The organism is Gemmatimonadota bacterium (assembly GCA_016712265.1).
GTDB lineage: Bacteria > Gemmatimonadota > Gemmatimonadetes > Gemmatimonadales > Gemmatimonadaceae > RBC101.
In genome coordinates this window covers 1,087,815-1,112,703 of the sequence record JADJRJ010000028.1, presented here as the reverse complement: position 1 = coordinate 1,112,703, position 24,889 = coordinate 1,087,815, and the positions used below count along the sequence as shown (strand labels likewise).

The 24,889-nt window shown below is 67.6% G+C and carries 24 protein-coding genes; 19 read left to right on the top strand and 5 right to left on the bottom strand.

Annotation, left to right across the window (positions count from 1 at the left end):
- Nucleotides 1–14: 14 nt before the first annotated feature.
- The gene (locus IPK85_11620; GenBank protein MBK8248033.1) at nucleotides 15–1,793 is read right to left on the bottom strand and encodes a PDZ domain-containing protein; all 1,779 of its coding nucleotides are present in this window, start codon (nucleotides 1,791–1,793) and stop codon (nucleotides 15–17) included.
- A gap of 397 nt (nucleotides 1,794–2,190) precedes the next feature.
- Between IPK85_11620 and IPK85_11615 the strand changes: the two genes are divergently transcribed.
- The 3 genes from IPK85_11615 (at nucleotide 2,191) to IPK85_11605 (ending at nucleotide 5,230) form a co-directional block, all read left to right on the top strand.
- Entirely contained in the window at nucleotides 2,191–2,841 is a 651-nt protein-coding gene (locus tag IPK85_11615) for a DUF4349 domain-containing protein (protein MBK8248032.1), read from the top strand.
- Nucleotides 2,842–2,955: 114 nt separating this feature from the next.
- Entirely contained in the window at nucleotides 2,956–3,531 is a 576-nt protein-coding gene (locus IPK85_11610; protein MBK8248031.1) for a hypothetical protein, read from the top strand.
- Entirely contained in the window at nucleotides 3,521–5,230 is a 1,710-nt protein-coding gene (locus IPK85_11605) for a flotillin family protein (GenBank protein MBK8248030.1), read from the top strand. The genes IPK85_11610 and IPK85_11605 overlap by 11 nt, the downstream gene beginning before the upstream one ends.
- Before the next feature lie 5 nt (nucleotides 5,231–5,235).
- On the opposite strand, the gene IPK85_11600 is transcribed toward IPK85_11605, so the two are convergent.
- A complete protein-coding gene (locus tag IPK85_11600) occupies nucleotides 5,236–5,940 on the bottom strand; it encodes a hypothetical protein (protein ID MBK8248029.1) in 705 nt (234 codons plus the stop codon).
- A 37-nt stretch (nucleotides 5,941–5,977) separates the two neighbouring features.
- Nucleotides 5,978–8,179, bottom strand: a complete 2,202-nt coding sequence (locus IPK85_11595) for a carbohydrate binding family 9 domain-containing protein (protein MBK8248028.1) — start codon at nucleotides 8,177–8,179, stop codon at nucleotides 5,978–5,980.
- An 88-nt stretch (nucleotides 8,180–8,267) separates the two neighbouring features.
- Here IPK85_11595 and IPK85_11590 point away from each other — a divergent pair, with 88 nt between their 5' ends.
- From IPK85_11590 to IPK85_11575, 4 genes are all read left to right on the top strand, one after another.
- Nucleotides 8,268–9,941: an amidohydrolase gene (locus IPK85_11590; protein MBK8248027.1), complete on the top strand. Its 1,674-nt coding sequence runs from the start codon at nucleotides 8,268–8,270 to the stop codon at nucleotides 9,939–9,941.
- A 12-nt stretch (nucleotides 9,942–9,953) separates the two neighbouring features.
- On the top strand, nucleotides 9,954–10,328 hold the full coding sequence (locus IPK85_11585; GenBank protein MBK8248026.1) for a hypothetical protein: 375 nt from the start codon (nucleotides 9,954–9,956) through the stop codon (nucleotides 10,326–10,328).
- A gap of 160 nt (nucleotides 10,329–10,488) precedes the next feature.
- Entirely contained in the window at nucleotides 10,489–11,556 is a 1,068-nt protein-coding gene (locus IPK85_11580; GenBank protein ID MBK8248025.1) for a M20/M25/M40 family metallo-hydrolase, read from the top strand.
- A 22-nt stretch (nucleotides 11,557–11,578) separates the two neighbouring features.
- Nucleotides 11,579–12,994: a beta-lactamase family protein gene (locus tag IPK85_11575; GenBank protein ID MBK8248024.1), complete on the top strand. Its 1,416-nt coding sequence runs from the start codon at nucleotides 11,579–11,581 to the stop codon at nucleotides 12,992–12,994.
- Here IPK85_11575 and IPK85_11570 read toward each other — a convergent pair.
- On the bottom strand, nucleotides 12,978–14,609 hold the full coding sequence (locus IPK85_11570; protein MBK8248023.1) for a HEAT repeat domain-containing protein: 1,632 nt from the start codon (nucleotides 14,607–14,609) through the stop codon (nucleotides 12,978–12,980). The genes IPK85_11575 and IPK85_11570 overlap by 17 nt on opposite strands.
- Before the next feature lie 113 nt (nucleotides 14,610–14,722).
- On the opposite strand from IPK85_11570, the gene IPK85_11565 reads away from it, so the two are divergent.
- Nucleotides 14,723–15,640 carry a histone deacetylase gene (locus IPK85_11565; protein ID MBK8248022.1) on the top strand — a complete coding sequence of 306 codons (918 nt, stop codon included), beginning with the start codon at nucleotides 14,723–14,725 and terminating at the stop codon, nucleotides 15,638–15,640.
- Nucleotides 15,641–15,703: 63 nt separating this feature from the next.
- Here IPK85_11565 and IPK85_11560 read toward each other — a convergent pair whose 3' ends face one another.
- Nucleotides 15,704–16,375 (bottom strand): hypothetical protein, encoded by a 672-nt coding sequence (locus IPK85_11560; protein MBK8248021.1) that lies wholly within the window; start codon nucleotides 16,373–16,375, stop codon nucleotides 15,704–15,706.
- A 120-nt stretch (nucleotides 16,376–16,495) separates the two neighbouring features.
- On the opposite strand from IPK85_11560, the gene IPK85_11555 reads away from it, so the two are divergent.
- The 11 genes from IPK85_11555 to IPK85_11505 all read left to right on the top strand — a co-directional run bounded on the left by IPK85_11555 (nucleotide 16,496) and on the right by IPK85_11505 (nucleotide 24,883).
- Complete coding sequence (locus IPK85_11555; GenBank protein MBK8248020.1) at nucleotides 16,496–17,377, top strand: alpha/beta fold hydrolase; 882 nt, start codon at nucleotides 16,496–16,498, stop codon at nucleotides 17,375–17,377.
- Between the two features lie 4 nt (nucleotides 17,378–17,381).
- Entirely contained in the window at nucleotides 17,382–17,837 is a 456-nt protein-coding gene (locus IPK85_11550; protein MBK8248019.1) for a hypothetical protein, read from the top strand.
- Between the two features lie 65 nt (nucleotides 17,838–17,902).
- Nucleotides 17,903–18,742, top strand: a complete 840-nt coding sequence (gene nth, locus IPK85_11545) for an endonuclease III (GenBank protein ID MBK8248018.1) — start codon at nucleotides 17,903–17,905, stop codon at nucleotides 18,740–18,742.
- A gap of 61 nt (nucleotides 18,743–18,803) precedes the next feature.
- Complete coding sequence (locus IPK85_11540) at nucleotides 18,804–19,262, top strand: peptidylprolyl isomerase (protein ID MBK8248017.1); 459 nt, start codon at nucleotides 18,804–18,806, stop codon at nucleotides 19,260–19,262.
- Nucleotides 19,263–19,291: 29 nt separating this feature from the next.
- Entirely contained in the window at nucleotides 19,292–19,435 is a 144-nt protein-coding gene (locus IPK85_11535; GenBank protein ID MBK8248016.1) for a hypothetical protein, read from the top strand.
- 326 nt (nucleotides 19,436–19,761) lie between these two features.
- Entirely contained in the window at nucleotides 19,762–20,355 is a 594-nt protein-coding gene (locus IPK85_11530; GenBank protein MBK8248015.1) for an HDIG domain-containing protein, read from the top strand.
- Between the two features lie 89 nt (nucleotides 20,356–20,444).
- Nucleotides 20,445–21,029, top strand: coding sequence for a sigma-70 family RNA polymerase sigma factor (locus IPK85_11525; protein ID MBK8248014.1), 585 nt, complete (start codon nucleotides 20,445–20,447; stop codon nucleotides 21,027–21,029).
- Nucleotides 21,026–21,403 (top strand): hypothetical protein, encoded by a 378-nt coding sequence (locus IPK85_11520; protein MBK8248013.1) that lies wholly within the window; start codon nucleotides 21,026–21,028, stop codon nucleotides 21,401–21,403. Before IPK85_11525 ends, IPK85_11520 begins: the two co-directional genes overlap by 4 nt.
- 9 nt (nucleotides 21,404–21,412) lie before the next feature.
- Nucleotides 21,413–21,790, top strand: coding sequence for a hypothetical protein (locus tag IPK85_11515; protein MBK8248012.1), 378 nt, complete (start codon nucleotides 21,413–21,415; stop codon nucleotides 21,788–21,790).
- Nucleotides 21,787–23,076 carry a TolC family protein gene (locus tag IPK85_11510; GenBank protein ID MBK8248011.1) on the top strand — a complete coding sequence of 430 codons (1,290 nt, stop codon included), beginning with the start codon at nucleotides 21,787–21,789 and terminating at the stop codon, nucleotides 23,074–23,076. Before IPK85_11515 ends, IPK85_11510 begins: the two co-directional genes overlap by 4 nt.
- Nucleotides 23,077–23,089: 13 nt before the next feature.
- On the top strand, nucleotides 23,090–24,883 hold the full coding sequence (locus IPK85_11505) for an efflux RND transporter periplasmic adaptor subunit (protein ID MBK8248010.1): 1,794 nt from the start codon (nucleotides 23,090–23,092) through the stop codon (nucleotides 24,881–24,883).
- Nucleotides 24,884–24,889: the final 6 nt, after the last annotated feature.

Here is a 24,889-nt window from a genome sequence, read left to right as displayed (position 1 = left end):
CGCCCGGTCGCGGCTCAGCGGCCCGTTCGACCCGTCAACAACCCGGCCCGCACGCGCCGGGCGCGCGCACTCGCGGCCGCGTCGTAGACCAGCCGCGACGACGTGCGCACGGCCATCTGGATCCGCATCGGCAGCACCAGTTCACTGCCGTCGCGCCGGACCTTGACCGTCACCTCCCGTCCCTCACCGCGCGCGTGGCGGGCGCGGAATCGTTCGCCAAAGCCTTCGGTCACCGGCACGTCCCCGATGACCAGCAGGTAATCTCCCGGCCGGACGCCGGCCAACTCGGCTGAGCTCCCCGAGTCCACGGCCGTCACCCGCACGCCGCTGGAGTCCTGCTCGGTGTAGAGCCCGAGTCGTGGCTCACGGGTGCTATCCACCTGGAGCCGGATCCCCGCCAGCGCGAAGGTTGAGCTGTAGGGCAGTGGCTCCCGCCCATGGACATAGCGGGCGGCAAAGTCGGCGAAATCCCTGCCCCCCGACACGCGGGCGACCGCCGCCCAGAATTCGCTTGCCGTGAATCCACGTCCCCGCTTCCAGCTCGCGTTGTAGATGTCCCGCATGACCTGGTCGAGCGAGCCCGCGTTGTCGCTGGCGTCGCGGATGTGGATGTCGAGGAGCAAGCCGACCAGCGACCCCTTGGGATAGTAGAGGTACGCCGTGCCATCCACGGGGTGAATCCAGGTCGACAGTGACGCGTCGGTAAGCGCGACCGGAGGAGCCGCGTCCACCTCCAGCATCTTGCCCAGGACCACGTCGAGGAAGTCCAGCGAGTCGAGGACGCCCCCGCGCAACTGGGCGATATCGGCGTAGTAGTCCGTGATCCCCTCACTCACCCAGAGGAGCGTTGTCGGCTGCGCGACGTCGTAGCGGTAGGGCCACATCTCCGCCGGCCGCGCGCGCTTCACGTTCCAGAGGTGGAAGATCTCGTGCGCCGTGATCGACGGCAGCGCCGGGTTCCCGATGATGAACGGCGTGTAGATCCCCAGGTGCGAGTTCGCGTGCTCGAGCGCACTCCCGCCATCGGTCCCTTCGTCAAAGACCAGCAGGTTGGTGTAGTCGTCGTACGGCTGGTCCCCGAAGACGGCAACCATTGGGGGGATACTCCGCGCGACCTGATCCCACAACGCCCGGCGGTCGTCACCGGCCAGCTTGCCTTCGGGGTACGTCGCCAGGCGCACCCAACGCTCCGCGATCTTCATCGAGTCCAGGTCGAACGCACCAACGAAGAATGGCATGTCGACCAGCTCATGGTACGAGGCCGCGGAGTACCGTCGCGTGACGCTCGACCCGCGCATCCCCGTTGCGACCTTCCATCCGGGCTCGGAATGGATCGCCACCGACGCCGGCCCCTCCAGCGACGCGCCTTCACGATACAGGAACAGGTTGGTCCCGTTGAAGAACGCGAAGTCGTCCCGCGACCAGGCCATCGCGTTGTCGAGTGAATCCGCCCGGTAGTCGAATGCCACGGTGACCTCCCGTGCCCCGGCCGGCAACACGCGCCAGGTGTCGTGATCCACCTTGTCCCAGCTGAGGGCACGCCCCCCCGCCGACGCCGCAAAGGCCGTGGCATTCCGCGCGAACCAACTCAGCTCATAGGCGCCGGGGGTCCAGGCCGGAAGGCTGACCACGAGGGGGGTCGAACCGTTGCTGGCAAACCGGGCTTCCACATGCAGGGTGCGGCGCGCCGCGAGCGCCCGGGTGAACGTCACGTCGTATTGGACGCCACCGCCCGCCTGGGCCCACGCCGTCCCGGCGAGCCCAACCAGCAATCCAGTGAGGTATCGCGTCATGGAAACACTCATCGAGCGGGTCATGGTCCTGTGACACCCCAACGTAAGGGGTCCCCACCGACCCCCGGGTGTGCAACTTTCCCGGCCGGTGACGTCTCCCTGTTGTCACCCGACTCTCCGTGGAGCTCCTGCCATGTCCCGCTCGACCCGAACGCCGCTCGTCCACTTCCTCGGCGCCACACTCCTGGCGAGCGCATTCGCCTGCGGCGAGCGCACCGGAAATGCCGTGCCGCCCGCGGCCGCTGCGCTCGAAGCCAAGGCAGACTATGTGGACGCCGGGCCCGCCGTCGCCTCACGCATGGCCGCGCCGTCGGATATGGTCGCCGCTCCGGCTCCTGGGGGAGCGCAGGGCTCCCAGCTCCCGTCGGTGCGCGGGCAGGACTCCGTGGCGCCCAACATGATCATCCGCAACGGGAACGTGATGATCGAGGTCGACTCCCTGGAACTCGCGATCGACGCCGTGCGCACGCTCGCGGCAACCCTCGGCGGATATGTCGGCAATGTGTCGACGAGCACCGGCGAGTATGCGGTCCGAAGTGCGACCATTGAGGTGAAAGTCCCCTCCGCGCGATTCGACGATGCGCTGGGCGGCGTGGCACCCCTTGGCAAGGTCGAGCAAAGCAACACGACCGCCGAGGACGTCGGCGAGGAGTTCGTGGACGTCACGGCACGCGTCGCCAACGCCAAACGATTGGAAGAGCGCATCGTGAACCTGCTCGCGACCCGGGCTGGCAAGCTGGAGGACGTTCTGGCGGTCGAGCGCGAGCTGGCCCGCGTCCGCGAGGAGATCGAGCGCTACGAAGGCCGACTTCGCTTCCTCCGGACGCGCGTCGCGATCAGCACGCTGAGCGTCACGGTGCACGAGAAGGCACCCCTCGTGAGCCCGAACCCGGGGACGAACGTGATCGCTGAGGCCTTCCGCGACATGTGGCGCAACTTTGTTGGCCTGGTGGCGTGGGTGATCAGCTCGCTGGGCGTAGTCATCCCGGTGGCGATCGCGCTGGCACTCGCTTGGCGCTTCCTCGGCCGAAAAAAGCACACCGCCTAGTCGGGGCCGCTACCGGGTTTCGGGCGTCGAGTCAAGCGGCCCAGCCGGGCCATCACCACTGGTACTGGCTGGGCGCGGACCCCAGCTTGAGGGCACACTCGGTCGAGGCGTTTCGTGGCGACGTTCTTCCTTGCGTGTTTTGCCATTGGTGGGGTCGTCCTGACCGCGCAACTGGCGATGAGCCTTCTGGGCATGGGCGGTGACCATGACCTGGCTTCGCACGACGTGTCGACTGACCCCCACACGCTCACGCACGATGGACTGGACCTGCTGAGCGTGCGGGCCCTCGCGGCGGGCACCGGGTTCCTTGGCATCATCGGCTTTGCGTCGCTCCGCGCTGGCACTGGCCCGGTCCTCGCGCTGGGGCTCGGCATCGCCAGCGGCCTCGGCGCGTCGACCGGCATCGCGTGGCTCATGCGTTCGCTCCGACGGCTGGAAGTGGATAAGACCCTCGACCTGGGATCCGCCATTGGCATCGAGGGCCGTGTGCACCTTACGATTCCTGCGCAGCGCAAAGGAGCGGGAAAGGTGTTGGTGGCATTGCACGATCGCCTGCTTGAGCTCCCTGCCGTGACCCCTGGACCGGCGATAACCAGTGGCACGACGATCCTCGTCACGGACATCGACCAGGACACCCTCGTGGTCGCGACGTCCCTCCCCCTCCTCCCTGAGGCAAACGATGTTTCCTGACGTACTGGGCCTGTTGCAGGTGGCTGATGTCGGTGGTTGGCTCGTGACCCTCGGCATTCCAGCCCTGGCGACGGCCGCGATCGGCGGGGTCGTGGCACTCTTCGTCACGCGCTACCGACGCTGCCCGGCCAACCGCGTGCTCGTGATTTCCGGCCGCGTCGGGGGCGACGGCGCCGCGAAGTGCATCTCGGGCGGTGGAGCCTTCGTCTGGCCCGTCATCCAGGAGTACGCCTACCTCAGCCTGGAGCCGATCCAGATCGACATCCCGCTCAAGGATGCGCTGTCGCTCGAGAACATCCGCGTCGCCGTACCGAGCGTGTTCACGGTGGCGATCGGCACGGAGGCCGAGGTGCGTGGAAATGCCGCCGTGCGCCTGCTGGGGCTCAACCACGATCTCATCAAGCGCCAGGCGCAGGACATCATATTCGGCCAGCTGCGCCAGGTGATCGCCTCCATGCGCATCGAGGAGATCAATCGCGATCGCGAGGGCTTCCTCCATCGCATTCAGACCTCGCTCGAGCCCGAGCTCAAGAAGATCGGGCTCGTGTTGATCAACGTGAACATCACCGACCTCAAGGACGACTCGGGCTACATCGAGGCGATCGGGAAGAAGGCAGCCGCCATGGCCGTGCAGCAGGCGCGTGGTGACGTAGCGGACCAGGAGAAGCTCGGTGAGGTGCGCGTGGCCGAGGCAGAGCGCGAACGCTCCGTGCAGGTGGCGACGGCGAGCAAGTTCCGCGAGATCGGCATGCGCGAAGCCGACCGCGAGAAGCTCGTGCGCCTGGCGGAACTCGACAAGGAACAGCGGGTCGGCGAGCAAACGGCGGCATTGCAGCGCGAAGCGCTGGTGAAACAGGCCGAGCGTGAGCAGGCTGTGCGCATGGCGGAGTTGGACAAGGAGCAGCGCATCGGGGAGCAACGCGCCGCGTTCGAGCGCGACGCGCAGATTAAGGACGCGGAGCGGGAACGGCGCATCGCGGTGGCCGAGGCGGAGCAGCGCGCTATCGAAGGCGAGGCGACGTCTCAGGCACTCATCGCGACGACGCGCGCACAGCTGCAGGTTCGCGAAGCCGAGGCGTACCAGGTGTCGGAGACGAGGAAGCGCGAAGCGGAGGCGGCAGTCCAGGAGGCTCAGAACCGGGCCCTCGCGCGCGCGGCCATCGCCGACGCGGAGCGCGTGGAGGCGGAGCAGCGGGCCGCCCTGGAGGCCGTGGCAAAGGCGTTCAAGGCGAAGACCATCGTCGAGGCGGAAGCGGCCGCGGAGAGCCGCCGCATCGAGGCCGAAGCCGAGGCACGCGCGATCTTCGTCAAGCTGGAGGCGGAAGCGCGCGGCCAGTACGAGATCCTGGCACGCAAGGCCGACGCGATGAAGGAGCTGGTCGCGGCGGCCGGAGGGGCCAAGGAAGCCTTTCAACTGCTGATGATCGAGAAGCTGGACACCCTGGCGGAGACATCGGCCAAGGCGATCTCGAACATCAAGTTCGACAAGGTGGTCGTGTGGGACAGCGGGAACGGCCAGGGTACGGGCGGGGCCTCCGGCTTCCTGCAGGGGATGGCGCGTAGCCTGCCGCCGATGATGAACGTGTTGCAGGAGATCGCCGGCGTTGAGCTGCCGGGGGCCTCGGGCCGCCTGGGTGGAGACGCGCCGCGCGACGCCGCGTCAGCGGATCGCGCCGCGGAACCTCCCGCTGCCGCCTAGCCGATTCACGGCGCTGCCGTGTCGCGTTGGGAGCGATCGAGCCGCTCCCAGGTGCGCTGTCGGCGCTCCACGGTGGACGCCGGCAGCGAGCCGATCGGGAGGATGCGCTGCACGCTTTCCGTCGGCACGATCACGGTGCGGAACTCCTGCGTGCGAAACAGGAACACGTATCGGCCGGTGGTCCCGATGAGGACGAGGGGGCGCGCGTCGGTCCCCTGCTCCAGGGTGCCGTCCGACAGCTCCAGGGTGACATTCGTTCCCAGTCCCCGCATCGCTCGGTACGCGTTGATCCGTTGGTACGAGCTCGCCGACACAAACACCCAGAAGAGCCCGAGTGCGACGCTCATCACCGGTACGTACGGCCTCATCCGTGCCTTGGCCGCGTCACTGCTCTCCCACCACGCAAGCCCCTGGCCGGTGGCTCGACGGCGCTCCGTGGCGCGGCGCGACATCCGCTCGACAAACACGAGGTATCGCCACGCCAGAAACGCGGGCAGTACGGTGACCAGCATGACCATGGGATCGTGGAACGGCGCCAGGAGAAAGTCGCTGGCCTCCGCGTAGTCGAGGATGTTGATCCCGAAGTGTCGGTATCCCAGCAAGCTGTGGAACATCCCAATGGCGACCAGGAGGAGGTAGCCGGCGGTCAGGATGGTGCCAAGGTGGTCGGCCCACGGAAAGCGCCGGGCATCGGCGGGTGCTTCGGGCATCGTAGCGGCGCGGACGGTGGTTGGAGACGGACAGTGCCTAACGATTCAACTCGAACTGCCGAGTGAACTTCACCATCAACGCGCGATCCTGGGACGACCAGACCGGGCGCATCAGTTCCGTGTCGTTCAGCACCACAAACAGGCCCGTCCCCGCGTCCCCCAGCCACCCCAACCGCACGTTGCTGCTGAACTGGCCCGTGCGGCTGTTCCGCTGCAGCAGCGACTGCAGGTAGATCCGCGGGGTGAACGCATACGACAGACGCATCCCGGTCACCGAGGTGTAGAAGGCACCCTCCGGTAGCGTGACATCGTAGTAGTTGTAGCGCAGCTGGGCCGTGAACGTCTCGCCACGTCGCAGGTTAAGGGTTCCCTGCGCGCCCGCCCGACGCCCGGAATAGAAGCCGCCGAGGTCGATGCGTCCCTGCACCGACACCGGCGCACTGAGGTTGGAGTTGTACGCAAACCCCCACTCCGCGTTCGTGTAGGACCCGGCGGGGATCGTCACCCCCGGCGCGATCGTAAACGGCGCCCGCAGCCCCTCGCGCGTGAGGTTGAACGCCGGCAGCTGGAAGAAGGACCCATTGGCGAACTCGAAGTGCGAGTCGAAGTGCAAGAACCGCGTCTGGGTGAACCAGTCGAGGTCGAAGTTCTCGCGATAGGTGATGTGCGGGCGGAACTCGCGGAACCAGCGCACCCCCGGGGTCCGAATGTGGTACAGCACTCGCGCACTCACGAACCGATTGGCGCCACGTTCCATGAATCCCATCGCGGGGTTGAAACCCTCGCCCACCTCGCGATACGTCAGCCCGCCCTCCCACGTCCGCGTGAGGTACGCCCCACTCGCCGCGTACGCATAACCGGTCCCGAGCGCGCCATCGGTGGTGGTCTGCGCCGCGTAGCCATCGAAGGTCCACGCCGTCCCGACGCCGAGCCGACCGTCGACCGCGAGGGTGGTATTGCCATCGGGAGTCCCTTCGGTGTCGCGACGGTGCGAGGCAAACAGTCCGACGCGTGACCGATTCGGCAACTCCTTCAGCACACGACCGACCGAGTTGTTCACCGGCGCAATCGCCCCGACCCCATCCGTCTGGATGTTCAACAGTCCCAGCTGCATCCCCCCCGCCCGGCCCGTCAGCCGCCCGCCCCCGACAATCGGCACCGGGGTCCCGTTATCGGAGATCCCGACGCGCCGGCTGAAGAAGAGGTCGACGGTCTGCGGCGTGCCCACGGCGAAGATGCCCGCATTCTCCAGGAAGAAGGGGCGCTTCTCTGGAAAGAAGAGGTTGAAGCGGGTGAGGTTGACCTGCTGCTCGTCCACCTCCACCTGTGCAAAGTCGGTGTTGTACGTCAGGTCAAGTGCGAGACTGGACGTCACCCCGAGCTTGAGGTCGCCGCCAAACTCTCCCGTGCTTCTCGTGGCCGCCCCGGGGGCGAACTGCCGCGAGGTCGCGCTCAACACATACGGCGTGACCTGCAGCGGCCGTTGCACGGGCGGCGACACACCCTGCAACGTCCCGGCCATCGAGACGCGCAGGTGCGTGAACTGGCGCGGCAGCGGCGACCAGACGCTTTCCTCGTTCCGGCGCCGGATGAACCGCACGATGTTCAGTCCCCACTCCTGCGGCCCGGCCTTCGCGTACCGCAACGTCGCGAACGGAATCCGGAACTCGGCATACCAGCCCGCGCTGTCACGCGACGTGCGCACCTCCCACTTGCCATCCCAGTTGAGGTTGAGCCCACCCCCCGCCCCGGCCTGCTGGCGGGTCGTGTTCCCGCTGAACCCGCCCTCCCCCTCCCGCGTCACCTGCGCATCGTATTCGATCCCACCCGCCGACGTCCCGAACAGGAATGCATTCTGTCGATCGCGAAACGTGTCGAGCACCAGGATGACTCCGTCCATCTCGGACACGTCGACGTCACGTCGCACTTCCCCTTCGACAATCGCCGACGCTTCCCGGTCGTAGAGCCAGGCGGCCGCGTAGAGGAAGTCGTCGTCGTACAGGAAGCGCACCTCGGTCCGCTCCGAGGCGGGTTGCCCCTCGAATGGCTCGCGCTGGACAAAGCCGCCGAGGAGCGGAGCCGCGTGCCACGCTGACTCCGTCGGCCGACCATCTATCGTGGGCACGGCGGCCGCGCGGACGACCTGGGCCACTCGGGGCGCCACCGCGCCACCCTGTGCCACCAGGGCACCAGGCATCAACGTTAGGCAGGCGCACAGGGCGAGGCGGGCGACGGGCATTATCGGTGGGCTCGAGGTTCCGCCACGAACCACACCTCCCGGCCGAGGAGTTGCGTCAGCATGTTTCGGGAGCATCTCTCCCCAAATTATGTCCCGGACCACCTGTTGGCTTCCCCTCCTCGGTCTCGCCACTGCGCTCCACGCGCAGCCGCCAGCCGCCGACCTCATCGTCCACAACGGTCGCATCTACACCGTCGACCAGAACCGACCGTTCGTTGACGCGATGGCGGTCAAGGACGGCAAGGTCCTGTTCACCGGTCCGGTACGCCAGGCCATGACCTATCGAGGAAGTGGCACCCGGGTCGTCGACCTCGACGGCCGAACCGTGATCCCGGGGATGATCGACGCCCACGCCCATCTCGGTGGTCTTGGCTCGGCCCTCCGCACGGTCGACCTGGTCGGCACCACATCCTACGAGGAGATTGTCGCACGCGTCGCCGCGCGTGCGAAGGAGACGCCCGCTGGACAATGGATCGTCGGTCGCGGCTGGGACCAGAACGACTGGGCCGATACCCGCTTCCCGACGCATGAGGCGCTGTCACGCGCGGTGCCGAATCACCCCGTCTACCTTGTGCGTGTGGACGGACACGCCGCCCTGGTGAACGCCGCGGCCATGAAGGCCGCGAACGTCACGGCCGCGACCCAGGACACGCGTGGGGGCAAGCTGGAGCGAAACGCAGATGGCTCACCCACCGGCGTCCTCATCGACGACGCCATGGGGTCCGTGGGCGCGAAGATCCCGCCCGCCTCCGATGCGGAACTGCGCGCGGCCACGCGGGCCGCCATTGCCGAGGTCAACAAGTGGGGGCTGACCAGCGTCCACGATGCCGGGGTTGGGCGACGGGAAATCGCCGTCTACGAAGAACTAGCGAAAACCGGAGACTATCCGCTGCGTCACTACGTGATGATCCAGCCCGACGACTCCTCGCTGGCGACCTTTTTCCGGCGCGGACCCCAGCGCGGGCTGCACGACGGGAAGTTGTGGATCACCGCCATCAAGGCGTACGCTGACGGTGCCCTTGGGTCACGTGGTGCCGCCCTTCTTGAGCCATACGCGGACGACCCCAAGACCACGGGCCTCGTGCGCGTCGCCCCCGAGCGACTCGCCGATGTTGCGACCCGCGCCCTGCGCAACGGCTTCCAGCTCAACACACATGCCATCGGCGACCGCGCCAATCGCATGGTCCTTGATGCCTACGAAAAGGCGCTGGCCGCCGTCCCGAGTGGCGACCATCGATTTCGCATCGAACACGCGCAGATCATCCACTCCGAGGACATCCCACGGTTTGCCCAGCTCGGGGTCGTCCCCGCCATGCAGTCGAGCCACCAGACGAGCGACATGTACTGGGCGGGCAACCGGCTCGGCCAGGGCCGACTGCTTGGCTCGTATGCCTGGCGTTCGCTGCTGAACACGGGAGTCGTGATCGCGAACGGGTCCGATTTCCCCGTGGAGATGGTGAATCCCCTGATCTCCTTCCATGCGGCCTTCTCCCGCCAGGACGCGAAGAATTGGCCGGTCGGTGGATGGATTCCGCAGGAAGCCATGACCCGCGAGGAGGCGCTCAAGTCGATGACGATCTGGGCCGCCTGGGCCGGGAACATGGAGAAGGAGGTCGGTTCCCTCGAAGCCGGCAAGCTGGCCGACTTCGTCATCCTTGACCAGGATATCATGCAGGTACCGGCCGAGCTGGTGCTCAAGACGCGGGTGTTGTCCACCTGGGTGGGTGGCAAGGTTGCCTACGAACGCAAAGCATCCATGTAAGGCGCGGTCACCATGTCTCCCACCCTCACGATCCGGTTCGCGATGCTGCTCGGCGTCCTGCTGTTTGGGGGCGTCGTCTATGCCTCACGCCTCTCGCCAGACGCCCCAACGCTTACCGCCGATATGCTGCGCCAGCTCCGGTGGATCGGTCAGGGGCTCTGGGTGATGGCCATTGGTGGCTCCGCCTTCGCACTGCAGCAATACCACAAGTCCGAGGCATCCTCGCACCGCCAGACCTGGTCGATCATCGGGTGGGCGCTCGGCGAAACCGTGGCCCTCTTTGGTGCGGTGGTCTGGTTCCTGGGGGGCTCCCCGGTCTGGTACATCCCGGGGTTGCTGTTCCTCCTCATCACCTTCATGGCCTTTCCGGCGCGCCGGGGTTCCTGATGTCGGTGCGGTGGGGCTGGCTGGATTACCTCGAGTCCACGCACCTCGTCCATGTAACGACGCCCGCCCCCGCCCCTGCCGTCGCCGGCCCCCAGCGCCCGCGTGCCTCGGGGCGCGTTCGGGTGAGACGCCGCGCCATCCGACCCGCCTCCCCTTCGTGATGCTTTCCGCCCAATCCGTCAGCTTCCTGAAGAAATTGCTCGACACGCCGGGGCCATCCGGCTTCGAGGGCGCCGCGGCGCGTGTGTGGCGCGAGGGAGTCGCTGACGTGGCGGTGGTGCATGCTGACGTCATGGGGAACAGCGTGGCCACGGTGGAGGGTGGCGGCGGACCCACCATCATGCTCGCCGGGCACATCGACGAGATCGGCCTGATCGTCACCTGGGTGGATGACGGCGGGCTGGTGTATGTCGCGCCCATCGGGGGATGGGACCCACAGGTCCTCGTCGGCCAGCGGATCCGATTCCTGGCGGCCCGCGGTCCCGTGCTGGGGGTCGTGGGAAAGAAGCCCATTCACGTGATGAAGCCGGACGAGCGTGAGAAGGCGTCCAAGGTGACCGACCTGTGGGTCGATATCGGGGCGTCGAGCAAGGCTCAGGCCCTTGAGCTCGTGCAGGTCGGCGACCCGGGGGTGATCGACGGGCAGGCCATCGAGCTTCCCAACGGCCGCCTCGTCTCGCGCGCCATCGACAACCGCATCGGAGCTTTTGTCGTCGCGGAAGCGCTCCGCCGGTACGCCGCGGAACCAGGGGAGGCCCGCGTCGTGGCCGTCGCCACGGCGCAGGAGGAGATCGCCTACCACGGAGGGGGCGCGCTCGTCGCGGCCAACCGCCTCTCGCCGGTCATGGCCATTGCGGTCGATGTCACCTTTGCCACGGACCATCCGGGCGTCGAGAAGAAGGAGCACGGCGACCACACGCTGGGCGGAGGTCCCGTCCTTGCCCGGGGCTCCGTGATCTCTCCCGTCGTGTTTTCGCTGCTCCGCGAGGGCGCCGCCGCGCTGGAGATCCCGGTTTCGGTGCATGCCGTCGGACGCGACACCGCGACCGATGCCGACTTCATCCATATCGCGCGAGAAGGGGTCGCCACCGGCCTGGTGTCCATTCCGAACCGGTACATGCACTCGCCGAACGAGATGGTGAGTCTGGACGACGTCGATCGCGCCGCTACCTTAATCGCGGCCACCTGCCGCCGCGTGACCCGCGCGACGGATTTTTCCGCCCGGTAGTTCCCCTCCCGCGACCCCTCCCATGAAGCATCATCCATGGCGCGCTGCGGCGCGCCTCGTTGTGTTGTCCCTCGTCGGCACCGCCTGCCAGGGTGGTGGCTCGTCCTCCGCGCCCGCACGCGCGATCGTCGCGCGCATCGACTCCATTGCGGCCGCCCGCATGGCGACGGGACAAGCCGCCGGCTTCTCCATTGGCGTCATGAAGGGTGCGGACACGGTCCTGATGAAGGGCTACGGCTCGGCCGACCTGGAGCTCGAAGTGCCCACGCCAGCGGGTGCCGTGTACGAGATTGGGTCCGTCACGAAGCAGTTCACGGCCGCTGCGATCATGCAACTCCGGGACGCCGGCAAGCTCGCCCTGGACGACGACCTCTCCAAGCACCTCCCGGACTATCCCATGCAGGGGCAGAAGGTCTCGATTCGCCGCCTCCTGGACCACACCTCGGGCATCAAGGGATACACCGAGATGCCGATGTTCGGGCCGCTCATGCTGCGCGACCTCCCCAAGGATACCCTGGTCGCGGCCTTCAGCCGCGAGAAGTTCGAGTTCGCCCCCGGCGCGCTCGAGGTCTACAACAACTCTGCCTATTTCCTCGCCGGGCTGATCATCGAGAAACTGTCCGGCATGTCCTACGCCGACTACGTCCAGAAGAACCTCTTCGAGAAGGCCGGCATGGCGAGCTCCGCGTATTGCTCGGAGAAGGACATCATGAAGCGCAAGGTGAAGGGCTACGAGTACGGGGCGGACAGCGCACTGCACCACAAGGGATTCCTCGTGCACACCTGGCCGTACGCCGCAGGCTCGCTCTGCTCGACGGTGCGTGACCTCGCGGCCTGGAATCGCGCCCTGCACAATGGCCAGGTGTTGCCCCCGGCCTCCTACACGGAGATGATCACCCCGGGCGTGCTCAACGACGGCACGCGGCTCCGCTACGGCACCGGCCTCGCCCTCCGCACCGTCGGTGGCCACCGTCTCATCGAGCACGGCGGTGGCATCAACGGGTTTGTATCAGCATCGCACTACTATCCGGACGACTCCCTCACCGTGGTCGTGCTGATCAACACCGTCGGGCCGATGGCTGCCGACCCGCTCGCGGTCGACGTGGCGATGAGCATCCTCGGCCGTGCGCCGGCGAAGACCGAGACCTTCAGCGGCGACATGAACGCCCTCGCCGGGGAGTACACCGGCGTCTCTCGTGGCCAAACGATGCGCGCCCGGGTTGCCGTCGAGAACGGAACGCTGAGGCTGCGCGCGGGACCAGACCGGAACATGGTGACGCCCACCCCGGAGCCCGCGCCGGTGACCCTGGTCTACCTCGGTGGCGGGACATGGGCCGACGACGAAACGCACTACGTGTTCACCATGTCGGGAGCGGCGACCACCGAACTCCGGATCGACAGCTCCTACGGGTACTCGATCCTCAAGCGGGCGAAGTAGCCGGTTCAGCGGAGGCGGCGAGCGCTCGCTCCGCCGCCTCTCGCACGGCCCGGTCCTTGTCTCCCGCCAGTGCGCGCAGCTGGGCCAGCGCCTCTGGCGTCGCGGCCTCGGCCAGCCCCGCGATCGCGGCAACCCGACGGGCTGACGTCCGGCGCCGGAGAATCGATCCGGCGCTCGACTCCTTGATGAGCCGCGTGACAACCTCCGGGGTCGCGTGATGGCCCAACGCGGCGAGGACGGCATGAATGACATCCGCGTCCTCCTCGTCGTCCAGCGCGGCCAGCAACCCCGCGGCGGCCCGAGGATTGTGTCGCATCGCGCCCAGTCCACTGGCCGCGCGGCGGCGCACTTCTGCTTCCTCATCGACCAGGGCATGCAGCATCGTGTGCATGGCACGAGGCGTCCCCAGGCGAATCAGGGCCAGGGTGGCCGCTCGACGCACCCGAACGTCCGAGTGTCGTGCGGTGTTGATCAGCTCCTGGTCGGCCTCGGTAGCGTTGAGTTCTCCTAACAACTCAGCCGCATTGCGGACCACGAACCACCGGTGGTCACGCAGGAGGTGCATCAGCGGTTCGACCGCGCTCGGACACTTGAGGATCGCATCACGATAGGCCCGACGTGCCGCGGCGCCCTCGGCCGCGACGAGCATCTCCACCAGGAGGTCGGCCGCCGGCTCCCCCTGCCGCTGCAGGAACCGGTGGATGTCGTCCCGGAGTTCGCGACGGGTCACGAGCAGGTCAATGATGCCTCGCATGTTGCTCGGCTTGGCGAGCCGACGGAACTGGATCCCGAAGGCACGACGCACATCCGGGTCGGTGACCAAGGCTTCGCGATCCAGCAGCTTGGTGGCCACGTCGACAATGAGGTCCCAGCGTCCGACCCCGGCCGCACTCTCGAGCATCCGGCCGATCTCATCGAGGACCGGGGGAGCATCGTCGGGCGTCAGCTCGCCTCGCAACCGCATCACCAGGTCGCTCGGGGCAAGGTCGGTGGACTGCGGCATGATCGCGTCCTGGATGATCCGGACCGCGGCCTCCGGGGTCGGGCGCCGGAGTGCAGAGGGCGTCTCCAGTGCTGAGCGGGGCCCTCGCTCCTTGATGGCGTCAGCCACTGACATCTGGCCCACCGGCGGGGTGAGACTCGGCCGCAGACCGATGGGCCGCATTCCGCCGGGCGGGGTTGGCGTTCGGACGAAGCCGGTCCGCCCCAGGTGCACGGTCAAGGTGGTCGGTGCCAGTGACAGGATCTCCGCGTCGAACGACCGCCCGTCGTCCTGCGCGCCAGCCGCGGCGAGCGCGCGAGCCAACCCGAGCACATCGACCGCGCGAGCCCCCTGGTGCACTTCAACCACGCGCACCGCGTGGGCCCCCATGCGCGCCGCCAGCTCGGTCAGCCAGAGGAAGTCGTCCGGGCGCGCCTCGGCCCTGGACAACTCGGCAGCCGCGTTGGCGACATCCACCTGGCTCACACGGCAACCGTCCTCCAGCACGATCGCCAGCGCGCGTCGCAACGCTCCCTTCTGGGCGTCGAGGTGCGTTGGCCGGTACACGAGGAGCCAGACCAGGTGTGCCAGCTCACCGTTGAACGCCGGGTTGGATGGATTCTGCGCGGTCATGAGTCGGGGAGGTGTTCCACACGTACTGACGCACGGCGGCATCCCCGGGAAACGACCTCGCGCACGCCGCGGCGCGCGGCGTTAGGATGGGGGCGCCACGCCGAACCGCCGCCATGCCGCTCCACTGCTGGACCTCCGCCCGCTACGAAATCCCGCTCCCGGACGGGCATCGGTTTCCCATCGCGAAGTACGCCCTGTTGCGCGACCGGGTGTGCGCGGAAGGCCTGGTGGAGCCGTCGCACCTTCACGAACCGGAGCGGAGTAGCGTCGCCGACCTCTCCCGGGTCCACGCCCCATCCTACATCGACCGGATCCTGCACGGGGGTCTCGAAGCCTCAGAGGTGCGGCGGCTCGGGTTCCCATGGTCGGCCGCCCTGGCAGAGCGATCATTGCGGGCGGTGGGCGGGACGCTGGCCGCTGCGCAGCAGTCGTTGCGGTCCGGCATCGCGATGAACCTGGCCGGGGGGACCCACCACGCGTTCGCGGACCACGGCGAAGGGTACTGCGTGTTCAACGACGTGGCCGTGGCGACCCGGGCCTTGCAGGCGGAGGCCCTCGTACGGCGGGTGGCGATCGTTGACCTGGATGTCCACCAGGGAAACGGGACCCACGCGATCTTCACCGGTGACCCCGACGTCTTCACCTTCAGCATGCACGGCGCCCGCAACTACCCGTTCCGCAAGGTCGCGGGGATGGTCGATGTTGAGCTGGCGGACGGCACCGGCGATGACGAGTACCTCGAGGTCCTGGGCCGGCACCTGCCCGCGGTGTTGGCGCGCGCGCAGCCCGACCTGGTGTTCTACCTGGCGGGCGCTGACCCGCACGAAGGGGACCGCCTGGGGCGCTTGGCCCTCACCCACGAGGGACTGGCGCGGCGCGATCACATGGTGCTCACCGCCTGCCGCGACGTGGGGATTCCGGTCGCTATCACCATCGCCGGCGGGTATGGCCGGGACGTCGCCACCACCGTCGAGGCGCATGTGCGCACGGTGCGCCTGGCGCGCGATGTCCTTCTTGCTTCGGCGCGTTAGTTACTGCCCCCCGCGCCCGCGATACAGGGGCTACGACGCGGCCGCACGGCCTGCCGTCAGCGCCTAGGTCCCCGTGATCGTGAACCCGGTCACCTCGACGTCGAGGGCCTGGTTCACGCGGATCCCCACCAACCCATCCGTCGACGCCAGCCTCCCGGGGCCGGTCAGCGCCTTCGTGGCGTAACCCCAGACCTCGGTCCCGTTCACCACGCACGACGTCCGCTCGAGCGTGACCTTCAGCGCCACCTGATTGGTTGCTCGCCCCTCCGCATTCGCCTTGCGAATGGCGACGCTGGCGGTACGCCCGGCCAGCTCATTGACCTCGGGCCCGTTGATGTGTCGGACCGCGAAGGTGCCGTTCCCGGCGACCCCGCAGTAGAGGTAGTTCTGCACACCCTTCTGGAGCTGACGGCCCCCGAGGAAGAGGCCGTGGAACTCGGTGGCCGACCCGCGCGCCTGGGCGAAGTCCGCTTTCACGATGTAGGTGCCCGATGCCAGGTTGGCCGCGCGCCAGTAGATCGCGGGCACCACGGTGGTCACCCGCAGCCCGTCACCAGACTGGAGGAGTGTGTTCTCGGTGATGTTCGCCCCGCGTCGTTCTGCCGCGGGGTCGAGTCGACCGACCCACGACTGGGCCGGCGTGGTGTCCTTCACCCGCTTGCCCGGTTGCACAGGCTGCGCGCCCAATATTCCCGAGCCGGCCAGCCCAAGGGCGCAAAACAAACTCCGGCGCATCTTCGCCTCATCCGTTGGCACCTGGTTCAGCCTAATGCCACCTCGTGGCACAAGCCAGCCGAGTGCGATGGCCTCTCGGGACCAGCACTTCCGGTGGCGACGCTGCGCCTACTTTTCGGCATGCCTTCCCCCATCCCTGCCCCGCGCGAGAGCGGCCTCACCACCTCGACTCCCGTCCCGCTCTACTGGGCAAGGTACGGCCCCGCGGGAGTCTCGCCCCTCCTGGTCCTCCACGGCGGCCCGGGCGCCCACCACGACTACCTGTTGCCACAGATGCTCGCCCTTGGGGACGCGCGCGAGCTGGTGTTCTACGACCAGCGTGGGGGTGGACGCTCCCGCACTGACGACCCTGCCCCCATCGGCTGGAGTGAACAGGTCCACGACGTAGCCAGGGTGGCTCGGGAGCTCGCCTGCGACCCGCTCACGATCGTCGGCTATTCGTGGGGGGCGCTCCTCGCGCTCCTCTACGCGCTGGAAGCCCCTCAACGCGGGGGCCCGATGCCGCGGCGCCTGGTTCTCATCGACCCAGCGCCGGTCACTCGCACGCATCGCACCCGGTTCGAGGAGGAGTTTGCGAGTCGCCAACAGGGGGCGGAGATCCGGGCCCTCCGGGACGCGCTCGCCGCGTCGGGGCTCCGAGAGCGTGATCCCGACGCCTACCGCCAACGCGCGTTCGAGCTCTCGGTCGCCGGCTACTTCGCCGACCCGCGACGAGCCACCGACCTCACCCCCTTCCGGGTCACCGGGCGTGTCCAGCAATCGATCTGGGAGAGCCTCGGCGATTTTGACCTCCTCCCGCGACTGCGATCGCTTCGCGTGCCGACACTCATCACGCACGGGTGGCACGATCCCATCCCGGTGGATTCCTCGATCGAGGCCGCCCGTGCCATGAGCGCCCGCCTGGTCGTCCTCGAGGCATCCGGGCATGTGCCCTATGTGGAGCAGCCAGAGGCTCTCTTCTCCACCATCGAACAATTCTTGCGGGACTCCGCGGGAGGATAGGCCCATGACAGTCGCGGGTCAGGCCGAAGAGGTGAACATCGGGGCGGTCGAAGCGGACGGACGCACCTGGAACGTCACGGTGGCCATCGAGAACGACGGCATCGAGTTCGTCGGCCACCTCTGGTTTGCCGATGAGGCGTGGGAGGACGAGGGAGTGCGGGACCATGGCGCCATCCCGGGCCGGTCGTCGCAAGAGGTGGCTGCGCATGCGCGGGCCCTCTCGATCCACGACCTGACGCTACGATTCCGGCGTGCCCAGGCAGACCAGCGTCGGCATCACGGCCTGCGGAAACTCACCGAACAGGTCCTCGAGAACATCCGCCACCTCAACAAGGTGGCCACCTCGATGCGTGCCGGGCTGCTCGCAGTGGACGAGGCAGCGGCCGAGATCGACGAAACGGAGCAGAAGCTCCACACCATGATCGACGAGCTGCGTCACTTTGCCGGGGTCCCCGCCTGAGAATGTTCGTGGCAGGCGGGCAGTCGGGGTAGGTTTCGCTGGAGCCTACGCCTGAGAGATCCGAGATGCCGAAGGGAGGGGGAGCACCGCGACAGCCCTTGTCGCAGCGACGACCGAAGGTGGCGACCGGGCGAAAGCCGCTCGCCACGACCCCGGCCCGCGGGGCGCGGGGGGCCCCCCCCCCGAACTCGAAGATAGGGCCGAAAAAGCCGGGGACTACAACCTCGCCATCCCCAACCCAGACAAAACCACGCATCGCCCAGCGTTCCGGCGACGCGCTGATCGACCACGCGCGCTGGTTATGGGATGCCCTGACCGCCTTGTACCCCGACGCCCACTGCGAGCTCGACTACCGATCCCCGTGGGAATTGCTCGCCGCCACCATCCTCTCCGCGCAGTGCACCGACAAGCGCGTGAACATGGTCACCCCGGAGCTCTTCCGGCGCTGGCCCACCCCCGCTGATCTCGCCTCCGCGCCACCGGCCGACGTCGAGGACGTCATCCGCACGACCGGCTTCTTTCGGGCCAAGGCCCGTTCACTCGGCGGGGCAGCGGTCGCCATCTCGGAGCGGCACGCCGGCGAGCTCCCCCGGACCATCGCCGAGCTGGTGAAACTCCCCGGCGTGGGCCGCAAGACCGCCAACGTCGTCCTGGGCAACGCCTTCGGGATCAACGAGGGCGTCGTCGTGGACACACACGTCGGCCGCCTCGCCCTCCGGCTGGGCCTAACGAGCGAAACCGACCCGGTGAAGGTCGAACAGGACCTGATGCGCGCCTTCCCCGCCGAGCATTGGGCCTTGCTCTCCCACCTCCTCATCTGGCATGGCCGACGGGTCTGCGATGCCCGCAGGCCCAAATGCGGCGAGTGCACCCTCCGGACGCACTGTCCATCCGCCCTCGTGTAGCCCTCCCCACAGGCGCTGACTACCTTTCGACCTCGACCCCGACCACCCCGTTCCCCGCCCGATGAAGAAGGCCACCATCGTCACCTCCCGCGGCACCGTCGTCGCCGAACTCTACGATCAGGATGCCCCCGGCACCGTCGAGAACTTTGAAAAACTCGCCAATAGTGGCTACTACGACGGCACCCGGTTCCACCGCGTAATTCCGGAATTTGTCGTGCAGGGTGGCGATCCCTACTCCAAGGGTGGTGAGGCGGCCAAGGGCCCGGTGGGCACCGGCGGCCCGGGCTACACCATCAAATGCGAGACAAAGGGCAATCCGCGAAAACATCGGGTCGGAGCGCTGTCCATGGCTCACGCCGGCAAGGACACGGGTGGCTCGCAATTTTTCATGGTACTCTCGGAGTCGAACACCCGGCATCTGGACGGGGTCCACACCGTCTTCGGCAACATCACCGAAGGGCTCGACGTCCTCCCGCTGATTCGCCAGAATGACGAGTTGGTCTCCGCGAAGGTCGAGTAATCCCTCCTGACTCCCTGCCTCTCCTTTCCATGCACAACGACAAGCCGGCCGCCTTCAAGGGACTGATCATCACCGCGGTCCTCCTGTTCGTCATGTCTTACGGAATCGTGCAGTGGACGAATGCGAAGTTCGCTTCGCACAGCCCTGCACCAGCTGGCGCCGCCAAGCACTAGGCTGCGCCGTCAGGGGGCGCCCGTTCGTCCGACTGGCGCTCCCTCGGGGACCCCACGAAAACTCCAGTGATGCCCGCCGGCCGCGCTCCCAGCGCAGGCCCCGGGTTCGCGCGGCTCCCGCATCCCCCGTAGAGCCGCCGCCGAGCCCGACCGCGGGCGCTCAGCTTCCCGGAACGCCAGAAACACGTCGTCAATCGCGGCAGCTGCCCTGGTCCGCACCCCGCCAGACAGTGCGATTGCACTTGCCGGGCTGCGGGCGCCTCTGGTTCAGACCGCGTTGCAGCGGCACCTTCCCACGGTCGATCACCCAATCACCTGCCATGACCCTGCCCACGCGGGAAGCCGCTCACGCGCTGATGTGCGAGTACACCGCTTCTGATTCGCTGAGAAAGCACATGTGCTCCGTGGAAGCCGCCATGCGGGCCTACGCCCGCCACTTCGGTGAGGACGAGGAGGCATGGGGGCTCGCCGGACTCCTGCACGACTTCGACTACGAGCGCTGGCCGAATGCCGAACACTCACCAGATGCGGAGCACCCGGCCGAAGGGGTGAGGATACTCCGCGGGCTCGGGTATCCGGAACCAATCCTCGAGGCCATCCTGGGACACGCCACCTACTCGGGTGTCCCCCGGGTCACCCGCATGGCGAAAACGCTCTTTGCGGTGGACGAACTGTCCGGGCTCATCACGGCGACCGCCCTGGTTCGCCCAAGCCGCAGTGTCCACGAGGTCGACCCGCGTTCTGTCCAGAAGAAGATGAAGGACAAGGCCTTTGCCCGGGGGGTCAACCGCGAGGATGTCATTAACGGAGCGGCCGACCTCGGCGTCGAACTCGAGCCCCATATCCGCTTCGTCATCGACTCCATGCGGTCCGTCGCGCCAGTGCTCGGCCTGGATGGCACGCCGAGGCCGCCCGCATGACCCCGGGGTCAACATTGCGCGCGACAACCGCGTTCAAGGGAGTGACGATCTGCTGACCACCTGTGACGACTGCCACTGCCACTGCGGGAATGCTGCCGACCCCGACCCCGAGGCTCCGCCTCGTGGGTGAGGTCGCCGATCGTTCCGTGGAGCAGGGACACGTCGTGGCGGCCCAGCAAGGGGACCCGGACGCGTTCGCCTCACTGGTTCGCATCCATCAGCGGCGCGCCTACGCTGTGGCGCGGGCCATCGTGCTCACGCACGAGGACGCTGAGGATGCTGTGCAGGAGGGGTTCCTGCACGCCTATCGGGCCCTCCAGCGGTTCATCCCCGATCAGGCCTTTGGAGCCTGGCTCCACCGCATCGTCGCCAATGCCGCCCTCGACATCACGCGCCGCAAGAAGGTGCGGGACGCCGACGCACTCGCCGACACCATGGCCTCGCCGTTTCGTGACCCGGCCGAGTCGGACGAATTGCGGCGACGGCTGGACGCAGCGTTGGCATCGTTAGGTGATCGCCAACGATCGGTGATCGTCCTCCACGACGTAGAAGGGTTCAAGCACGCCGAGATCGGCCAGATGCTCGGCATCCCTGAAGGCACCGCCCGTTCCGACCTGCATCACGCACGCGCCCGGCTGCGCCAGGCGCTTAGCGGCATCCGGAGTCACTTATGAGCTTCTCCCAGGACCCCCGCCTCCCCGAGGCCGACGACATGTACGTGCGACGGACCCTCGTGTCGCACTACAGTGCGCCCTCCAATCCGTCATACTGGGAGGAACTGGAAGCCCGCGTCATGGCCCGCGTGCGCGGCGAAAGTGGCCGCGACTGGTCCGCGTGGCTGTCCGGCTGGGCACGGTATGGTTTGGCGGCGGCCGCGGCCGCGATCATCGTCATCGGGGTAGCCTCGTGGCAGACCCGCGCCGCGCAGGAACGCCTCGCCGTGCGCGAACTGCTCGACACCCCGGCGGAGATTCCGCTGCTCTCGGAAGTGGTGGCTCCGGTCGACCGTGATCGCAACCAGACGCTCCGCTACCTCCTCACGCATTAGGGAGCCACCGTGAAAGCACAGAAAAACGTGGCGCTTGCCTTTCTCCTTGGAACCTTTATCACGGGCGGGGCGTTAGGCTTTAGCGCCAATCGATACATGGAGCGAGGCAAGGTGTGCGTGGTCCGCGGCGAGAATCCCCTCGTCGAGGTCATGTCCAGCCGCCTCCAGCTGTCTGGGGTCCAGCGCGCGCAGATGGACTCGATCCTCGACGGGCGTTCGCAGCAGTATCGCAAGGCGATGGCACCGCTCAGGCCACAGCTCGACAGCATCAAGCTTCAGGCGCGCGATCACATGCGGGATGTCCTGGATGAGCGCCAGCGCGCAGAATTCGAGGCCATGCTCCGCGACCTGAGTGACTCCACCAAGAAGGAAGACGGGCGGGCATGAAGCGACTCCTGATCCTGGGCCTGCTGCCCGGTACGTTGGCCGCGCAGGACGGCGCCCGCGCCATCTCGCTCGAGGAAGCCATCCGGCTCGCGCAGCTGAATTCGCCATCGACCGTCTCGGCGCGCGGTCAGATCCGCGCGAGTGATGCCGCCGTGCGCACGGCGTACGGCACGTTTCTCCCCACGTTCAGCATGTCCGCGGGCGCCTCGAGTTCCAACGGTGAGAACCTCGGGCCCAATGGGCGCCTCGTCGCGATCTCCACCCCGTGGAGCTTCTCTCGCGGCCTGAACTCCAACCTCGAACTCTTCGATGCCGGGCGCCGGTTGTTCAACCTGCGCAATGCGCAGGCGGAGCAGGACGCCGCCGAGGCCAACGAGCGCCTCTCCAACTATCGGGTTGCGCTGGACGTCAGCCAGCAATACTTCAACATCCTCGCCGCACGGGAATCGCGCGCCGCTGCCCAGGCGCAATTCGCCCAGGCCGATCAGCAGCTCAAGGTCGCCAGCGCACGGGTGGCCGCAGGCGCTGCGACCAAGTCAGATTCGCTCCGGTCGGTGATTGCAGTCGGCAACGCGCAACTCTCGATCCTCAATGCGGAAAACAACATCCGCGTGGCTGCGGCCAACCTCAGCCGCATCACCGGCACCAACGACAATGTCACGGCGGTGAACGAGGAAGGCGCCGCGGTCCCGCAGGTGCGGCTGGACTCGGTCGAGATCCGCCGCATGCTGGAAGAATCCCCGAGCATCGTCGCCGCGCGCCGCCAGCTGGCGGCGACCGCCCAGGCGCGCCGCTCGGCAAAGACCAGCTACTGGCCGACCTTCAGCTTGGGCTACGGCCTCAGCGGCCAGCGCACCGACGAAGCCTTTGCACCAACCGGCGGCCCGTTCAGCAGCCTCCGCACCCTGCGCCTCAACTTCAACTACCAGATCTTCAACGGGCTCACGCGTGAGGAAAACCAGGCCCGCGCATCGATCGCCGAGACCAACGCACAGGCTCAACTGCGCGATGCCCGCCTCGCAGCGGAACAGCAGCTGACCCAGTTGCTGGGCTCGCTGCGGCTCGCCGAAGCGCGCATCGGGATCCAGCTGGCCTCGGTGGAAGCCGGAGACGAAGACCTTCGCGTCCAGAACCAGCGATACGCCTTGGGCTCCTCGACCTTGCTCGACGTCCTGACCTCCCAGAGCACCCTCAACCAAGCGCGTTTTTCCTTGATCCAGGCGCGCTACGACGCCCGGTTGGCCAAGGCCCAGATCGAGGCCCTGCTCGGCCGCACCATCCCCTGACCGGGTCCCCTCCATGACCGCTCCATCCGTGACTACATCGCGCCTGCTCCTGCTCGGCGTCCTCGTCGCCGCCTGCAAGAAGGAAGAAGTGCAGGAGATCACCATCCCGACGGCCGCCGTGACCCGGCGGACCATCGTGCTCGACGCCACCGCCTCCGGAGCCATCGAGCCGATCAACGTCGTCGAGGTCAAGTCCAAGTCGTCCGGGCAAATCACCCAGATGACCGTCGAGACCGGGAGCAAGATTGCCGCCGGCGACCTGCTCGTGCAGCTGGAAACCCGGGACGTCCAGAACCAGTTCGACCAGGCGCGCGCGGACCTCAACGCCGCCGAGGCGCGCCTGCAAGTCTCCGAAGCGCAAAAGAAGCGCAACGACGACCTGTTCGGCCAGCGCATCATCACCGCGCAGGAACATGAGACCGCGCAGCTGGATTACGCGAACGCGCAAGCCGCCGTGATCCGGGCGCGCACCTCGCTCGACCTCGCCCAGCAGCGACTGGACGACGCCACGGTCCGTGCCCCCAACAGTGGGACCATCATCGAGAAGACGGTCTCGTTAGGCCAGGTGATCACGTCGGCGACCAGCGGCGTCGGTGGCGGCACCACGCTCCTCAAGATGGCCGACCTCACCAAGGTGCGCATGCGCGCGCTGTTCAACGAAACGGACATCGGCCAGGTCACCGCCGGTCAGCAGACCACCGTGACCGTCGATGCCTTCCCTGACCGACCGTTCCAGGGCACCGTCGAGAAAATCGAGCCGCAGGCCGTTATCCAGCAAAGCGTGACGATGTTCCCCGTGCTCATCAACCTCAACAACAGCGAAGGCCTGCTGAAGCCCGGCATGAATGGCGAGGCCTCGGTGCTCGTGGAGCGCCGGGAGAACGTGCTCGCCATCCCGAATGACGCGATCCGCACGACGCGCGAGGCACCCATGCTCGCGGGATCGATGGGACTCATCCCGGACAGCGTCAGCGCCTCGATCCAGGCGCAGATGCAGCAGTTCGGTGGCATGGGCGGTGGCGGACGTCGCGGTCAGCAGGAACAGGGCCTCCCCAACATGGGCGGCCCCCCGCGCGGCATGCGGATGATGCCCGGTGACGTGGAACTCCCGCAGCAAGGAGGTCGGCCCGGTGGTCAAGGTGGTGCTGGACGCCAGGCGCCGCAGGCGAGCGAAGCCGATTGCGCGAAGTACCGCGACGCCCTGGCCAAGAAGCCGGCCGTGGCCAAGCAGCTTGCCGACCTGCGCCAGAAGATGATGGACGGCCAGGTCGACTTCGCGGCGATGCGCGAGGAATCCACCAAGCTGTACGGCGAGTTGGGCGTCGACGCGATGATCGCCCGCGGCTGTCAGGGGGGCGGCCGACCCGGCGGCGCGCCGGGTGCCCAGGCCCAGCCGTCTAACGGTGGACAGGGACCAGCTGGTGCGTCACCCGCCGCAGGTCAGTCCGCCACTGGCCGAACCGGGGGGGCACGCCCCACACAGGGCGGCGAGTTCCCCACGCGCGTGCGGACTCGCACCGGCGTGGTCTTTGTGGTCGCCAACGGCACCTACACGCCAAAGGTTGTCCGGCTCGGTGCGGCCAACTTCGACTACACGGAGGTTGTCTCCGGCCTCAATGAGGGCGACCAGGTGGCCCTACTGGCGACGGCGGCGATCCAAGCGGCGCGTGACTCCTCCAACGCCAGGTTCCGGCAAATGACAGGCGGCGGGATGCCCGGCATGCAGCGCCAGCAAGGGTCGGCGACCACCGGTGGGGCAACCGGAGGCGCTGGTGGCGCCCCCGGCGGCGGCCCCCCGCGCCAATAGGTCCCC